Raw genomic sequence first — 14,301 nt, forward strand, 5'->3', positions numbered from 1 at the left:
GCTCTCACTGGAGCGCCCGATTCGATCGGTTTAGGCGCTCGTATCCGTCTTCGGTGACGACGACGAGATCTTCGATCCTGACACCGAACTGATCGGGGAGGTAGATTCCAGGTTCCACGCTGAACACCTCACCAACCTGGAGTTCGTGATCGTTGTCAGCCGTAATGTACGGTGGTTCGTGGACCGCGAGGCCAACCCCGTGACCGGTCCGATGGATGAACGCATCGCCGTAACCTGCTGCCGTGATCACCTCACGGGCTGCCTGATCGATGGTCGCAGCGCACACGCCCGGTTCGATCGCAGCAATGGCTGCTTGTTGTGCGTTGAGGACGATCTCGTGGATGTTACGCACCTCGCTCGGTGGCTCACCGTCGAACACTACCGTCCGGGTCTGATCGCTCGGATAGCCCTCCATCCGTGTTCCAAAATCGAGAACAACGGGCTCTCCGGGAGCGATCTCCCGATCACCGTGGGTGTGGTGTGGCTTTGCTCCGTTCGGGCCGGCACCGACGATCGTCTCGAACGACACGCCAGATCCACCAACATCGGCCAGTCGGTTCTCAATCGCGCCGGCCAGCTCGGCTTCGCTCCAGCCAATCACATCCGTACCGAGCGATCGAATCTCATCGACAACGCTGTCGGTTGCATGCGCGACCGTTCGCAAGGCCTCGATCTCGGCTGCGTCTTTTTGTCGGCGGAGCGGATCGAAGATAGAACTCGCAAGCTCGATCGACACCGAGGGGTACGCCACGCGCCACCGTCTCAGGTGGGCGTGCCACATCGTGTCCTCTGCGACGATCGTTCCATCTGTGAGTGACACACCCAGATCCGAGAGCGCTTCGTCGATCACCTCGAAGGGGTCGGTCGTATCGTTGTAGGTGAAAACCCGATCCACCCAGCAGTCGCTGGTGAGCTGGGTAGCCTCGAGTGCTGGCACAACAAATGCTGGTTCGCCTGTTGCTGGGACGAGCAGCGTGAACGGCCGTTCGCTTGGGGCTTTGTCGATGCCCGTGAGATACTGCAGATTCCGCCCTGGAGAGAGCACAGCAAGCTCAAGCCCAGTGGCGGACAGTGTGGATTGACACGCCTCAATTCGTCCCTCGAACGGCTCCATACCGGAAATTCTCCCGACAAACAAAAGAGCTCACTGATCGGAAGCGACGTTCAACGCATTCGAAACGAGTTTCTGACACCCCCGGCGAATCCGCTCTGAGGCTGCTTGCCGTGAGATTCCGAGCTGCTCGGAGAGCTCTTCGAGCGTTGTTTTCCGTGGGACGGTGAAATACCCTTCCGTGATCGCCAGTTCCAACGCCTCGCGTTGTTTGTTCGAGAGCTCATGACGACCGCTGGTTGCAGATTCGTCACCCTCATAGATGCCACGCAACGAGAACGAAACATCAGCCTTCTCACAGTATTGTCGAAATACTTTGAGAGCGTCGCGATCGGGTAATCGAATTCTGGAATCGACACCGTTTGCCGTTATCGTTATCGAGAGCCGTGAAATGCCGGATTCGGCCTCGACCGGATACAACACCATCGTCGCAGTCTCGGCCACTCGGGTGCGATACAGGCGCCGACCGGGGAAGCGATCGACGGTCTGCACTGAGTCGATCGTTTCATCGGCTTCGAGCGCAGCTTCGAACGATTCAAACTCGTTTCCATACACCCAGATGATCACGAGCGGCTGGTCTGAATGCTCTTCGACGGTTCCTTCGACTTGGAGCGTCATCGACGGCACCGTCGCAAGCGCATTCATAAACGGAAGTTCGGGGCTGTAGAACCGAATTTCCGCGATGAGACTCATACATCTACTCCGGCCGTCTACAACTAAAGATTGATCGACCACCAGGACCCGGACTCTGTTTCGGACTGCAGTTGCAACACTCAAACAGTTCGGGCGGTTACAGCCACGTATGACCACGAGCCGTACGCAAATACTGAATCTCCTTTGCGATCGAGACGAGCCAATATCCGGACCGACGCTGGCAGACACCCTCTCAATCTCCAGAGCTGGCGTCTGGAAACAGATCGAAGCACTCCGGACGGAGGGATTCGATATCCCGAGTACGGATGCGGGATACGTGCTGGCATCGATTCCTGAAACCGGCGCGGCGGCGCTCGAACTGGGACTCGATGCGCCGTTTTCGATCGAGTATCACGATGCAATCGACAGTACAAATCGGCGCGCACGCGAACTCGCCGAATCTGGCGTCGAAGAAACGGCCGTCGTGGCAGCCGAACAGACCGCCGGTCGGGGCCGACTCGACAGGGAGTGGGAGTCACCCCCCGGAGGGATCTACTGCAGTCTTCTCTGTCGACCATCGCTGGCCCCGGTTGAAGCCCCACTGTTCACGCTCGCAGCGGCAGTGGCCACTACTGAAACGCTCGACACGCTCGGCTGTGAAGGATCGATCAAGTGGCCAAACGACGTGCTCGTTGGCGAATCGGAACGGAAAATTGCTGGCATCCTCACCGAGATGCAAGGCGAAACCGACCGCATCGATTGGATGGTCGTTGGAATTGGGATCAATGTTGAAACTCCACCAATAGATGAGGCAACTGGCCTCAACGACGAAATCGACGGCACAGTCGATCGGCGGGCTGTGGTTCAGGGATTTATCGAACGCTTCGATCATCTCCGCTCTGCACCTGAGCGGATCCTCCCCGCATGGCGCGAGCACACGGCAACACTTGGTCGAGATGTCAGGGTGGAAACACCAGAGGGTTCAGTTGTCGGCACGGCCACAGAGATCGTCTCACCGGGGGCGTTGCTCGTCGAAACTGATTCGGGGACAAAACGAATTCACGCTGGCGATTGCGAACACCTGAGGCCGATCAGTGCCGGGCGCTAGCCGTTCGAAATCGCGTTCGCAATTCGTGGACGAATCCGCCAGAACGCCTCGAGCAGTCCAAGAAGCAGGGCAGAAAAGACGACAACTACGAGCAGCCCGAACTCGAGGAGACCAACCCATGCGGGCATCACGTACTGGATCGCCTGAAACACGGGACCCGAAATCCGCTCTTTTATCCACAACACCGGCTGTTCGAAAGCCCCCGCGTTTTCGGTCGCAGACTCCGTTGTGATCGCTTGCCCATCGCCGGAGCCATCGACCGGGAACCGCTCTGCTTCGTACGGATAGGCGACCGCCACCGACCAGACGACGGCTCCCTCTGGAGTGACTTCAAACACGCGGTTGCCGTTCGAATCTGCGATCAGCGTGTTTCCATTCGACAATCGGTCGCCGTCGCGGGGCCACAGCAAGTTCGCATCCGTGTACGACCAGCTTTGCGTCCAGCTTCCATTCGTTCGTTGATACTCGACGACCCGGTTGTTTTCGGAATCAGCGACGACCACCGCCGGCCCCCCTCGTTCTTCGGGGATGTAATCCGGGTTATGTTGCTCATACAGGGTGTCGTAGTCATCGAGCGATCCGAGCGTCTGATTGGGTTGCATGGCCTCACTGCCGTTTTTGGTTGGATCAAGAAAGACGACAGAATCCTGGTTTCGAAGACTCGCCATCAGCCGACCATCCTCAAGCACATCGACATCGTTTACGTGTGTCCAGTCGGTGTACGGCGAGTTTCCAGTTCCTGTTCGGTCGTATTCACTCGTGGCGTTCCACTGCCAACTGATCCGATCGCTCGTCGTATTGATGATCATCACCTGATCAAGGAAGATATCAGCAACGGCGATGTGGGTGTTATTGATCCGATCCCCGTCGTGCCAGCGTGAGGAGTGCTTTCCTGGCGTGTAGGCCGAATATACGGTTTCTGTCGTCCCGTTGGACAGATCTGCACGGGCGACGCCGTTTACTGTACACGCATCTGCGTCCGAATGGGCATCGACGTACTGTTTCCATTCTTCATACGACACGCTGTTTGCGTAGTCGTTCGTTCGCCAGTATTCTCTGGATCCGAAATCAGGACACGACGATTCGGAATGATGGTCCGAGTAAAGAAACTCCACGGTCGGGGTGTCCGTGTCATTTTCGATCGGATCAACGTCCCAGTATCGTGTATGCGTAGTGTTTGCATACATCAATGATCCATTCGGCGAAACGGCTACCACCTCCGCCTCCGATCGCGGACCGTCAGAGCCGTTCCCAAGCCATGAGTTCGAATCCGTCGATATCACCGTAATCGCGTCCCGTTCGCCAACAGTGGATGATTGAATTCCGGGATAGTCCGACGGCTCCGCTGTCGCAGTAACCGCATACGATACACCGAGACCAGCTGCTGATAGAAGGATACTTCCAATGAGTATGCTTCGAATGAGCTTTCTGGGACCGATATTCATCTCCGTGTTTTCCTCACGGTGTCACGACTATTTATATACCCAAGTTTCATTGTCGTCGTAATTACCATAGGTAATAGCGCGTATCTCGCAACTAACTACTTACGCTGTCAGAGAGAACAGTAAGTATGTCGGATGAGACGGTGGTTCGATTCGATCCACACGTTCATTCTGCAGCTTCACACGATGGAACTGAGCCGGTAGAACGCATCCTTCAGCATGCTCGAGATATTGGGCTCGATGCGATTGCGATCACAGACCATGACACAATCGAGCGGTCGCTTAGAGCAGCATCACTCGCCCCGAAATACGGGCTCATTGGGGTCCCTGGAGTCGAAATTTCGACACGTGATGGTCATTTGATTGGTCTGGGAATCGAGACGATGCCTGAACCGAATCGCCCGTTCTTCTCTACGGTTCAGGCGATCCGCGATCGAGGCGGAGTCGCAGTCGTTCCACACCCGTTTCAGCGGATTCGACACGGCGTCTCGAAGGGATCGTTGACCGACTGTGACGCCGTTGAGGTGTACAATGCGTGGTTGTTCACTGGCTATCGAAACCGTCGCGCACGCGTGTTTGCTCGACGCCATTGTTATCCTGCGCTTGCCGGCAGCGACGCGCATTCGATCCTCACCATCGGGCGCGCGTACACCGAAATCGCGTTCGAGAACGCACCAAATATCGACGCACAGGCCATCCTGGAGGCTATAACCGACGGTGCGGTATCTGTTCACGGAAGACGTGCTCCATTTCATCGATCGATTGGTCACTACGTCCGAGGGGCGTGCCGGAAGACGGCCACGATAACACGCACCACACCAGCCAAATTACTAAAATTACTGTAACTAACACATTTTTACTCTGAAATTAATAGAAGAGGGACGCCACTGTACCCGCATTTTGCTGTGAGAGCGCTCGAATTGGCTGATTTGATTTTCGAGAACGTAACACAAAATTGATGATATTCTTCACGCAACATTGATTTTTCGGGAGCCATATACGATCGGAGTAATGGCTGATAGTGAGGAGGGGACTGCAGAGAACTGGCGCGACGCCGAGAACAGATATGGCGCAGAGGACGAAGCAATCGGCGTATCGACGCTTGGTCGGCTGTTCGAAGGGACAACGAGTCGGAATCGAGACCAGGTAGCACAGCTGTATAAGGGCGGCGTCCACGATCGCTCACTCGTCGAGCGGGACATCATCGATTCGTCCGCCGCTGGGCGCTACACCTCGTTGACCTACAGCGAGATGCAACACATCGTGCACACGCTTGCTGCTGGTTTTCGTGACTGGGGGTTTGCGGCGGGCGACCGGATTGGTCTTTTTTCTGATTCGCGTCTGGAGTGGGCACAGGTTGATTTTGCCTTACAGGTAGCTGGTCTCGTAACCACCACGGTGTATAAAGAATCCACGCCAAACCAGGTGCAGTATCTTCTCGACGACCCTGGCGCGACGGGTGTCGTTGTCGAGAATGAAACACTGCTTGAGCGTGTGTTGGCGGTCGAAGACCAGCTTGATCTGGAACTGATCGTGGTGATGGATACGATCAGTGGCTATGAAGACCGCGACGATATTCTGACGCTTGGAGAACTGCATCGACTGGGTGAGAGCGTTTCCTGGCCGATGAAACTCGAGGGGTGGTTGAACGACCGAGATGTTGACGATCTCGCTAGCATTATCTACACGTCAGGAACGACCGGCAAGCCAAAGGGCGTAAAACTCACCCATCGGAACTTTCGTGCGAACGTTAATCAGATTCTCAAGCGTCTCGGTGATCGACCGGATAAATCCGACGATCTGCCGGCACTCGATGAAAATACGCGGACGCTCTCGTTTTTGCCGTTGGCACACGTCTTCGAGCGGACGACAAACCATTTTTTGATGTTCGCCGCGGGTGCGTCAGTTGCGTATGCCGAGTCTGCTGACACGGTCGCCGACGATATCCAGACAGTAAAGCCCACTAACATCGCTGCGGTTCCCCGTGTCTACGAGCGAATCTACGACAGCATGCTAGAGCAGGCAAGCGAGTCAAACACGAAAGAGCGTATTTTCAACTGGGCCGTTGGCGTTGCTCGCGAGCACATGCGCAAGGACCGACACGGTCCAATTCATCGGTTGAAGTACAAAATCGCCGACCGACTCGTGTTCAGTAACGTCCGAGAGCAACTCGGTAACAACATGGAGATGTTCGTCAGCGGGGGCGGGAGTCTCTCGAAAGACATCGCCGAGCTATTCTGGGGGATGGATATTCCGGCGCTTGAAGGGTACGGACTCACGGAAGCAGCTCCCGTTATCAGCGTCAACCCGTTCGAGAACGTCAAACCGGGGACGCTTGGTCCACCGCTTTCTGGTATCGAGATCGGCCTCGACGCCTCAATCCTCACTGAGGAACAAAAACGACGGGCGACGGGTGACATCGGTGAGCTTCTCGTTCGGGGACCAAACGTAACGGAAGGATACTGGAAACGGCCGGCAGCCACTGACGAAGCGTTCACTGATGACTGGCTCCGAACGGGTGATATCGTCGAACGCGGCGATGATGGTTATCTTACATTCCACGAACGCCGAAAGCAAATCCTCGTGTTGTCGACGGGCAAAAACATTGCTCCCGGGCCGATCGAAGATCGGTTCGCAACGAACGATCGTATCGAGCAGGTCATGGTGATTGGTGACAATGAGAAGTTTATTGCCGCGTTGATCGTTCCAAACTTCGAGACGATTCGACGGTGGGCAAACCGAGAACACATCCATCTTCCCGAGACGAAGGCGGAGATCTGCCGAAATGATCGCGTTCGTCGGTGGATTCTTGAATCGGTTGACGCGGTGAACGAACAGCTTGAGTACGAAGAGCAGATCAAAATGTTCGAGTTGATCCCTGAGGAGTGGACGCCCGAAAACGGTCTGTTGACGCCTTCGCTCAAGAAAAAGCGTCGAAAGATCTTAGAGCGCTACGACGGACAGGTTCGTCGCATCTATGCAGACGATAAACGCCCAGCACCAGCGGACGACTAGATCGGCCCATCAGTTGACCAGTGTCGAGAGAACGCGCGATTCTGCCTTGCGGAGGTGTTCGTCGATCGTCGATGGCGCACAGTCGAGTTCCGTAGCAATTTCTTCGTGTGTCGTCTCTCTCGGGATTTCGTAGTAACCCATTCGGACGGCTTTCTGGAACACTTCCGCCTGGCGTTCGGTGAGCAGGCCCAACAGATACGGTCGTTCCGGTGAGTACTGGCCCACCTGTTCGACAGAGATCGATATCTCTTCGGGAAGGTCTTCAAGCGCGCGTCTGAGCATATCGTGCGTTCCGACGACAGTCACGCGAAGCGACCCCCGGTCGGTGAACGCGAGCGGAGTGTCGATTATGAGGGCGTATTTCTGGGCGAGGGCCATCAGCTTTCCCGCTGGTTCTCCGGGTTTGACGTGAACGTATAGATGGAACACGTCCCCCCGAACGTCGAGCACGTCGTGAGCAATGACGTCACTGAACGTGACGAGATCCGACTGAAATGAGGATTCGTCACCTCGGAGTCGGTACAACATTACCCCTGTCCCATCACCGAGCGCATTGATGTGCAACAGGGCCTCCCGAGTCACGTCCGGATGGTCGGCGATCACTGTATCGACCGGATGAATGGTGCCGTTTTCGGCGGTCAGGGTGAAGTCAAAATACCTCATCGGTGAATTACCGGACGGTCAACAGTATACAGTATAATTGTTTATCCTTTTCGTTCGTTACGAACTTCGCTGTTGTGCACACTTTGGTCACAGGCCGCCTCTCAGGGTTCGACGGGTGTGCAATCGACGGTGTCGTTGTCGATTGCATCAATAATGGCGTCTTGATCGGCACCCCGTTCGTAATAGAAGACGATGTCGAACGTTCCTTCGCGTAGGAGCTGCTGGCACTCCCAGACGAAGCCATCGTCCTCGATTCGGAGTCCCTGGTGCTGATTGAGGCCGAAATCTGGGTCGTCGTTACCGGAGTAGACGTAGGTGTCGTCTTCGCCAGCTGCTGTGGCGATCGCCTCACCGACATCAAGCGTTAGCTGGTGGAGTTGTGTTTCATGCTCACTGGTGAACTCCGTGTGAACGATCAGGCCGCGGAGATCGATGTCGCCGGGCTCAAGCAGTGCGCGCGTTCGTTCGATAAGATTCGCATCGAGGGTGTCCATACGGTTGTTGTGTGACTGTCGAGTTTAGCTCTCACGATCGAATCGGCGTTGTCACTCATCAGACGTAACCCAAATAAAAGTACAATCGATGTGACGTCGTTACAACCGAGAGAGATTCGTCGCACGCGGGCCTTTATCAGCCTGCTCAATCTCAAACTCGACTTCCTGACCTTCCTCCAGGTCAGGGCCGCCGACATCTTCCATGTGGAAGAACACGTCCTCGTCGGCTTCCTCGGAATCGATGAAACCGTAGCCACCGGTGTCGTTGAAGAAATCAACTTTGCCAGTCGCCATGATTAGAGCCTCGTAAGGTTTGTTGCGCGTGGGCCTTTATCGGCCTGCTCAATCTCAAATTCGACTTCCTGACCCTCTTCTAGGTCAGGGCCGCCAACGTCTTCCATGTGGAAGAACACGTCCTCGTCAGCTTCCTCGGAATCGATGAAGCCGTAGCCACCGGTGTCGTTGAAGAAATCAACTTTGCCAGTCGCCATGATTAGAGCCTCGTAAGGTTTGTTGCGCGTGGGCCTTTATCAGCCTGCTCAATCTCAAATTCGACTTCCTGACCCTCTTCTAGGTCAGGGCCGCCGACATCTTCCATGTGGAAGAACACGTCCTCGTCAGCTTCCTCGGAATCGATGAAGCCGTAGCCACCGGTGTCGTTGAAGAAATCAACTTTGCCAGTTGCCATGATTAGAGCCTCGTGAGGTTTGTCGCACGCGGGCCTTTATCCGCTTTTTCAATATCGAACTCGACTTCCTGACCTTCCTCCAGGTCAGGGCCACCCACGTCCTCCATGTGGAAAAACACGTCCTCGTCGGACTCGTCAGTATCGATGAAACCGTAACCGCCAGTGTCGTTGAAGAAATCAACCGTACCGGTCGCCATTGCGTATTACTGGATGTCCTGCCCCTATTAAAATCCTCTGGCTGCCGTCCGTGAGTCCTGTGGGTCACAAGACTCATACAGTAGCCAGAACATCAACAGCGTATGTTCGAACGGGTTCGTCGCTGGGCGCTCGGACTATACGAGCGGAATCTCGAGCGTGAGCTCTCTGGTGCACCAAGCCATATTGCGATCATTCAGGATGGCAACCGTCGATACGCAAGCAAGCACGGAGAGGGAACGTCGGTTGGACACCGTGAAGGAGCCAAAACCTCCGAGGCGATCCTGGAATGGTGTGCTGATCTAGGTGTTGAGGAACTTACGCTGTATACATTTTCGACGGAAAACTTCAATCGACCCCCCGAAGAGCGAGCAGAGCTGTTCGATCTGATCGAATCGAAGCTTCGATCGTTCGCCGACGAGCCCCAGGTTCACGAACGCGAAGTGCGAATCTCGGCGATCGGACAGACCGAGCGCCTCCCAGAGCGTGTCAGAGACGCAATCGACTACGCAGAGACAGCGACAGAATCATACGAGACGCTTAGACTCAATATTGCGCTTGCGTACGGCGGTCGTGCCGAACTGCTCGATGCGGCCCGTGATGTGGCTGCAGAGGTCGAAGCTGGCCGATTGACCCCCTCCGAAATCAACGCTGAAGAGCTCGAACAACGCCTTTACACCAACTCCGGACGAGCAGTGGATCTCATCATACGAACCGGTGGTGACGAACGAACGAGCAACTTCCTCCCATGGCACGCAAACGGTAACGAGGCCGCAGTCTTTTTCTGTACGCCGTACTGGCCAGAGTTCCGACGAATCGATCTGTTGCGGGCGATCCGCACCTACGAGTCACGAAAAGAGTCCTTCCAACGAACGCGTGTCCAGCGGGCAATCGCACTCCTCAGAGAAGTCGGTGCCGAAGACGGGCTACGTGCTCGCCTCAAACGACAGGTGGGCGGGCTCGAAATTGATGAGGAAACGCCGATCAAACGATAGCTCATTCGCCGAACCGACGCTGGCGTTCTTGATAATCCCGAACTGCCCGTAGATAGTCCCGTTTTCTGAAATCACGCCAGTTGATGTCCGTGAAATAGAGCTCCGAGTACACCGACTGCCAGATCATGAAATCCGAGAGCCGCTCGGCACCGGTTTTGATGAACAGATCCGGATCGGTGGGAAAGACCAGATGGCGCTCTATTGTTGATTCATCGATATTATCAACTTCTAGCGATCCATCGTCGACAGCGCGCGTTACCTGCTGGACGGCCTTGGCAAACTCTTCTTTCCCGCCCAGTCCGATGCTTACCTGTATTGGCGTATCGACTCGTTCGCTGTCCTCCGGAAGCCGCACGGCCAGCGGTTCTGGTGTGGAAATCTCTGAAAGCGAGTGAAATAGCGTCTGCACGACGGCTTCGTCGAGCACGCTGACGTACACCATCACGCGGTCGGCGCTGTAATCGAACGCCCAGCGGAAAAACGACTCGAGCGTGGCATACGCTCCTGGATTGAGCAGATCGCGCTCGGTGATGACGAGGGCGATATGCTCCGGGACGGCGGCCTCACTCCATCGCGTTCGGGCTGCGAGATACCGATCGTAGAGGGACACACCGTCGATAACGGACAGACCGGCCTAAAGTTCACGACTGCGGATCGGATCGCACAAACTCATACCCGAGAGGATTAAGTTCTCGACAACAAAAACCTGAGGCGTGGCATCATCAGTTCGGCGGGCCGTCGGATTCGCCGTCGTCGGGACGTTCGTCCTGGCCGTTCCGTTCATAGCGGCCTCGAATGTCAGTTTCAGCGCAAGCTGGTTCAACTCAATTGTCCCGGCCATCGATCCAGCAGGGATGACGGCGATCGTCATTTCGCTTCCGTTTTTGTTCGGAACCGTCGTTTCACTGGTTACGAGCAACGGCCCGCTGTTCGATCTATTCGCCTTTCCGGCCGATTATGAGGAGGGACGACTCTTTGGACTCGCAAACTTCTGTCTGGCTGCTGGTGGGCTCGCGGCATTTAGTCTCCAGATTGAGCTCTCGCTGACCATATTCGTCGCCAGCGTTTTGCTCGTCGTTTATGGGAATCTCGGAGAGAAACTCGCCAGGCGACGGACGGACGATCCGCTCGTCGCCGTCGTTGCCTTTTTGTGTGTGTCCTGGTGCAGTGCGATCGTGGGACAGTGGGTGACCCTCTCGATGCTGGACAATCCGCTGATCCCTGCAAAACTGCTCTTTCTGGCAATCACTGGTGGGCTGTTTGCGGCGTTGCTCCGGTCGGTGTTGCCCGACCGTGATGATCCGATCATCATTCTATCGGTGACGTTTGCGCTCTGGATTCTGAACGGCATTGTCCCGGCAATCTCCACGTCGTACGTGCTGATTGCACTCGCCGTGACGATAGCATTTGGCTATCTCTCGTATGCACTCGAGACAGCATCGATCACCGGCATGCTCTCTGGTGTCGTAATTGCGTTCGTCACGATCGTTCTCGGTGGTTTTGAGTGGTTTGCTGTGCTGATCGCATTCTTCGGCGGCGGCGGTCTCGTGACGAAGTTTCGCTACGAAACGAAACGAGACCGTGGCCTCGCACAGGATAATGAGGGAGCGCGTGGTGGTGGAAACGTCATCGCCAACTCGCTTGTTGCACTGCTCGCCGTACTCGGGAATGCGACCGCCGAGTTCATTGGCCTGTCGCCGTCAGTGTTCGTCCTTGCGTTTGCAGGAGCCGTCGCGACGGCGATGAGCGACACCTTATCGAGCGAGATCGGTGGGCTATATGGGCCACCGCGGTTGATTACCACGCTCAAACCGGTTGCGCCAGGGACGGACGGTGGCGTGACACTCCAGGGATTTTTTGCGGGCATTGCTGGTGCTGGTGTCATCGCACTGCTCTCGATTGGACTGTTCGACAGCGTGACAATCGCTGGTTCCCTGATCGTCGTCGCCGCTGGCACCATTGGCATGCTCGTCGATAGCCTGTTGGGAGCAACGATTGAGGGAGCTGCGCTTGGCAACATGGGCGTCAACTTTCTTGCAACGCTTTCAGGTGGACTGTCGGCGCTCGGACTGACGCTTCTTGGTGGCGTCGTGGTGCTGTGATTCGTTCTATCCAGCCAGATGATCGCGGACGAGTCGTTTCCTTACAACAGTCGTTGTTGTCGTCACCGTGGCCGGCGCTACTCGAGCTCGCACTTGAGCAACCGACGGATGAGAGCCCGCTCTGTCTGGTGGCAGTGGCGTCCGAGCATTCTGCCCCGATCGGCTACGTACTCGCAATCGACGGTGGTCGCGACGATGACGATACGGGCTGTTATGTGGCAGAGATCGCCGTAGAACCGTCCCATCGGCGTGATGGACACGCAACGGCACTGCTCAAGGCAGTGGCAACACGAACTGTGGCGAACGAACTCACGCTCAGCGCGCGTGCAGACGACGAGGCCGCACTCGCGTTCTACCGTGCAAACGACTTCGAACTGGTAGAGCGCAAACCGAACGAGTACGACGACGAAGTAGACGGTCTGCTGTTGAAAAAACAAATTGTGTCGCCTTAAGCGCCAGACTGTGTGACCTGCCCGACCGTCCGAACGCGAACGCTCGTGGGCTGTTTGACGAAGGCTCCACACTCCTGTGTGACGATCTGGCCGACGCCAGTCTGGGCAGCAATGTCCAGCACACGTTGTGTGAGTTCACCATCGATGATGAGACACGCTGGTGGCTCTGCAGCCGATTTGAGTAATGCAAACGCCTCATCAACGGACCCGTCTGCGATCGTTTCGTAGGACGCATCCAGCAGTCGGACGGCATGAGCATCAGAGTCGACCACCTCGGTAACGTGACCAGAAAGCGTCTCTGGCGGTGTCGGTTCCGTTGTGGTATCTCCATTCGGCGTGGGGACGGCCGTAGCAGTGGGTTCTGTGATTGGAGACTCGGTGCTCGGGGATTCATCAGTAGGTGGTGGCGCTGGCCGTGCACTGCCGTCAGTTGCAGCCAACTCCTCTGGCCCTGGTGCGTGCTGAGAAACCGAATCAGCGGGAATCTTCTCTCGAAGCGCTTTCATCACCGCATTCCGTGAGAGATCCTCAACGTGCTCGTCGGTCGGGGCCATCGCAACGAAATCGATTGATGCGATCTGATTGAGCTCTTTGAGGAGGAGATCACCCCCTCGATCGCCGTCGAAAAAGGCGGTCACGGTTTTTTCTGTAGTCAACGTTGCCACTGCATCTGGAACGCTCGTACCCTGGACGCCGATGGCGTTTTTGATGCCGTACTGGAGTAGGGTCAGCACGTCAGAGCGACCCTCGACGACGATGATTGCGTCCGAGTCTGCAACCCGTGGCCCCGCTGGCAATCCCTTGTACTCCGTGATGTCCTCGATCCTGATCGATCGTCGCACCTCTTCGACTAGCTCATCGCTCGTCAGGATTCCGCCGTCGAAGGCCGACCCGAGCAGCGTCTTCGCCCGCTCAACGATCTGTCGGCGTTTTGCCGCACGAACGTCTTCAATGCGGTCGACTTCGACGGCTGCCCGACACGGGCCCACTCGCTCTATCGTCTCGAGCGACGCGCCGAGGATGGCGGTTTCGACCTGGTCGAGACCGCTAGCGATCGTCACCGTGCCAAACGATTGGCCCGATTCTGAGCTGATCTCAACGTCGATCCGCCCCACCTTTGAGGAATCCTGGAGATCGCGCAGATCAAGCTCATCGCCGAGCAAGCCCTCCGTCTGTCCGAAGATGGCACCAACGACGTCACTTCGTTCGACCACCCCCTTCGCAGTGATGTTGGCGTGTATGAGGTATTTCGCTGTATCGTACATGATTATGTGAGTGCCCGTAAGGGCGTGATTGTGATGGTCTCCATGCACTATGCATGAGACACGCTAAAATCGTGCCTATCGACACATAAACCATGCGGGATTGAGCTATTTAGTAACGATACCAATTTGTGAATAATT

At 56.1% G+C, this 14,301-nt stretch carries 17 protein-coding genes; 6 read left to right on the forward strand and 11 right to left on the reverse strand.

The window, feature by feature from the left end; all coding sequences use genetic code 11:
- Positions 1–4: 4 nt before the first annotated feature.
- Positions 5–1,114: a M24 family metallopeptidase gene (locus JXQ78_RS01645; RefSeq protein WP_330631738.1), complete on the reverse strand. Its 1,110-nt coding sequence runs from the start codon at positions 1,112–1,114 to the stop codon at positions 5–7.
- 30 nt (positions 1,115–1,144) lie between these two features.
- Complete coding sequence (locus JXQ78_RS01650) at positions 1,145–1,804, reverse strand: helix-turn-helix domain-containing protein (protein WP_330631739.1); 660 nt, start codon at positions 1,802–1,804, stop codon at positions 1,145–1,147.
- A 109-nt stretch (positions 1,805–1,913) separates the two neighbouring features.
- On the opposite strand from JXQ78_RS01650, the gene JXQ78_RS01655 reads away from it, so the two are divergent.
- Positions 1,914–2,852: a biotin--[acetyl-CoA-carboxylase] ligase gene (locus JXQ78_RS01655; protein ID WP_330631740.1), complete on the forward strand. Its 939-nt coding sequence runs from the start codon at positions 1,914–1,916 to the stop codon at positions 2,850–2,852.
- Here JXQ78_RS01655 and JXQ78_RS01660 read toward each other — a convergent pair.
- Positions 2,849–4,297, reverse strand: coding sequence for an arylsulfotransferase (asst) (locus JXQ78_RS01660; RefSeq protein WP_330631741.1), 1,449 nt, complete (start codon positions 4,295–4,297; stop codon positions 2,849–2,851). The two genes, JXQ78_RS01655 and JXQ78_RS01660, sit on opposite strands and share 4 nt — an antisense overlap.
- A 125-nt stretch (positions 4,298–4,422) precedes the next feature.
- Here JXQ78_RS01660 and JXQ78_RS01665 point away from each other — a divergent pair, with 125 nt between their 5' ends.
- Both JXQ78_RS01665 and JXQ78_RS01670 read left to right on the forward strand, forming a co-directional pair.
- Positions 4,423–5,139, forward strand: coding sequence for a PHP domain-containing protein (locus JXQ78_RS01665; protein ID WP_330631742.1), 717 nt, complete (start codon positions 4,423–4,425; stop codon positions 5,137–5,139).
- Between the two features lie 166 nt (positions 5,140–5,305).
- Entirely contained in the window at positions 5,306–7,309 is a 2,004-nt protein-coding gene (locus tag JXQ78_RS01670; RefSeq protein ID WP_330631743.1) for an AMP-dependent synthetase/ligase, read from the forward strand.
- A 9-nt stretch (positions 7,310–7,318) separates the two neighbouring features.
- On the opposite strand, the gene JXQ78_RS01675 is transcribed toward JXQ78_RS01670, so the two are convergent.
- The 6 genes from JXQ78_RS01675 to JXQ78_RS01700 form a co-directional block, all read right to left on the reverse strand.
- Entirely contained in the window at positions 7,319–7,972 is a 654-nt protein-coding gene (locus JXQ78_RS01675; RefSeq protein WP_330631744.1) for a helix-turn-helix domain-containing protein, read from the reverse strand.
- Between the two features lie 101 nt (positions 7,973–8,073).
- A complete protein-coding gene (locus JXQ78_RS01680; protein ID WP_330631745.1) occupies positions 8,074–8,466 on the reverse strand; it encodes a DUF5778 family protein in 393 nt (130 codons plus the stop codon).
- Between the two features lie 99 nt (positions 8,467–8,565).
- A complete protein-coding gene (locus JXQ78_RS01685; protein ID WP_330631746.1) occupies positions 8,566–8,760 on the reverse strand; it encodes a cold-shock protein in 195 nt (64 codons plus the stop codon).
- A 2-nt stretch (positions 8,761–8,762) separates the two neighbouring features.
- Entirely contained in the window at positions 8,763–8,957 is a 195-nt protein-coding gene (locus JXQ78_RS01690; protein WP_330631747.1) for a cold-shock protein, read from the reverse strand.
- A 2-nt stretch (positions 8,958–8,959) separates the two neighbouring features.
- Positions 8,960–9,154 carry a cold-shock protein gene (locus JXQ78_RS01695; protein WP_330631747.1) on the reverse strand — a complete coding sequence of 65 codons (195 nt, stop codon included), beginning with the start codon at positions 9,152–9,154 and terminating at the stop codon, positions 8,960–8,962.
- 2 nt (positions 9,155–9,156) lie between these two features.
- Complete coding sequence (locus JXQ78_RS01700; protein ID WP_330631748.1) at positions 9,157–9,351, reverse strand: cold-shock protein; 195 nt, start codon at positions 9,349–9,351, stop codon at positions 9,157–9,159.
- Positions 9,352–9,453: 102 nt separating this feature from the next.
- On the opposite strand from JXQ78_RS01700, the gene uppS reads away from it, so the two are divergent.
- Positions 9,454–10,344 carry a polyprenyl diphosphate synthase gene (gene uppS, locus JXQ78_RS01705; RefSeq protein WP_330631749.1) on the forward strand — a complete coding sequence of 297 codons (891 nt, stop codon included), beginning with the start codon at positions 9,454–9,456 and terminating at the stop codon, positions 10,342–10,344.
- A 1-nt stretch (position 10,345) separates the two neighbouring features.
- Here the strand turns inward: uppS and JXQ78_RS01710 are convergent, their stop codons facing one another.
- On the reverse strand, positions 10,346–10,954 hold the full coding sequence (locus JXQ78_RS01710) for an undecaprenyl diphosphate synthase family protein (protein WP_330631750.1): 609 nt from the start codon (positions 10,952–10,954) through the stop codon (positions 10,346–10,348).
- A 103-nt stretch (positions 10,955–11,057) separates the two neighbouring features.
- Here JXQ78_RS01710 and JXQ78_RS01715 point away from each other — a divergent pair, with 103 nt between their 5' ends.
- Together JXQ78_RS01715 and JXQ78_RS01720 are read left to right on the forward strand one after the other, a co-directional pair.
- Positions 11,058–12,446, forward strand: a complete 1,389-nt coding sequence (locus JXQ78_RS01715) for a DUF92 domain-containing protein (protein ID WP_330631751.1) — start codon at positions 11,058–11,060, stop codon at positions 12,444–12,446.
- A complete protein-coding gene (locus JXQ78_RS01720; protein ID WP_330631752.1) occupies positions 12,443–12,898 on the forward strand; it encodes a GNAT family N-acetyltransferase in 456 nt (151 codons plus the stop codon). Before JXQ78_RS01715 ends, JXQ78_RS01720 begins: the two co-directional genes overlap by 4 nt.
- Here the strand turns inward: JXQ78_RS01720 and dnaG are convergent.
- The gene (gene dnaG / locus JXQ78_RS01725) at positions 12,895–14,163 is read right to left on the reverse strand and encodes a DNA primase DnaG (RefSeq protein WP_330631753.1); all 1,269 of its coding nucleotides are present in this window, start codon (positions 14,161–14,163) and stop codon (positions 12,895–12,897) included. The two genes, JXQ78_RS01720 and dnaG, sit on opposite strands and share 4 nt — an antisense overlap.
- Between the last annotated feature and the right edge of the window lie 138 nt (positions 14,164–14,301).

Origin of the sequence: Halocatena halophila (genome assembly GCA_027563145.1) — an archaeon.
Lineage (GTDB): Archaea > Halobacteriota > Halobacteria > Halobacteriales > Haloarculaceae > Halocatena > Halocatena halophila.

Coding starts and splice junctions, on each gene's coding strand:
- JXQ78_RS01680 (WP_330631745.1), bottom strand. CDS start 8,466: ATGGACACCCTCGATGCGAATCTTATCGAACGAACGCGCGCACTGCTT.
- JXQ78_RS01645 (WP_330631738.1), bottom strand. CDS start 1,114: ATGGAGCCGTTCGAGGGACGAATTGAGGCGTGTCAATCCACACTGTCC.
- JXQ78_RS01670 (WP_330631743.1), top strand. CDS start 5,306: ATGGCTGATAGTGAGGAGGGGACTGCAGAGAACTGGCGCGACGCCGAG.
- JXQ78_RS01650 (WP_330631739.1), bottom strand. CDS start 1,804: ATGAGTCTCATCGCGGAAATTCGGTTCTACAGCCCCGAACTTCCGTTT.
- JXQ78_RS01665 (WP_330631742.1), top strand. CDS start 4,423: ATGTCGGATGAGACGGTGGTTCGATTCGATCCACACGTTCATTCTGCA.
- JXQ78_RS01695 (WP_330631747.1), bottom strand. CDS start 9,154: ATGGCAACTGGCAAAGTTGATTTCTTCAACGACACCGGTGGCTACGGC.
- JXQ78_RS01700 (WP_330631748.1), bottom strand. CDS start 9,351: ATGGCGACCGGTACGGTTGATTTCTTCAACGACACTGGCGGTTACGGT.
- JXQ78_RS01685 (WP_330631746.1), bottom strand. CDS start 8,760: ATGGCGACTGGCAAAGTTGATTTCTTCAACGACACCGGTGGCTACGGT.
- JXQ78_RS01675 (WP_330631744.1), bottom strand. CDS start 7,972: ATGAGGTATTTTGACTTCACCCTGACCGCCGAAAACGGCACCATTCAT.
- uppS (WP_330631749.1), top strand. CDS start 9,454: ATGTTCGAACGGGTTCGTCGCTGGGCGCTCGGACTATACGAGCGGAAT.
- dnaG (WP_330631753.1), bottom strand. CDS start 14,163: ATGTACGATACAGCGAAATACCTCATACACGCCAACATCACTGCGAAG.
- JXQ78_RS01655 (WP_330631740.1), top strand. CDS start 1,914: ATGACCACGAGCCGTACGCAAATACTGAATCTCCTTTGCGATCGAGAC.
- JXQ78_RS01690 (WP_330631747.1), bottom strand. CDS start 8,957: ATGGCGACTGGCAAAGTTGATTTCTTCAACGACACCGGTGGCTACGGC.
- JXQ78_RS01660 (WP_330631741.1), bottom strand. CDS start 4,297: ATGAATATCGGTCCCAGAAAGCTCATTCGAAGCATACTCATTGGAAGT.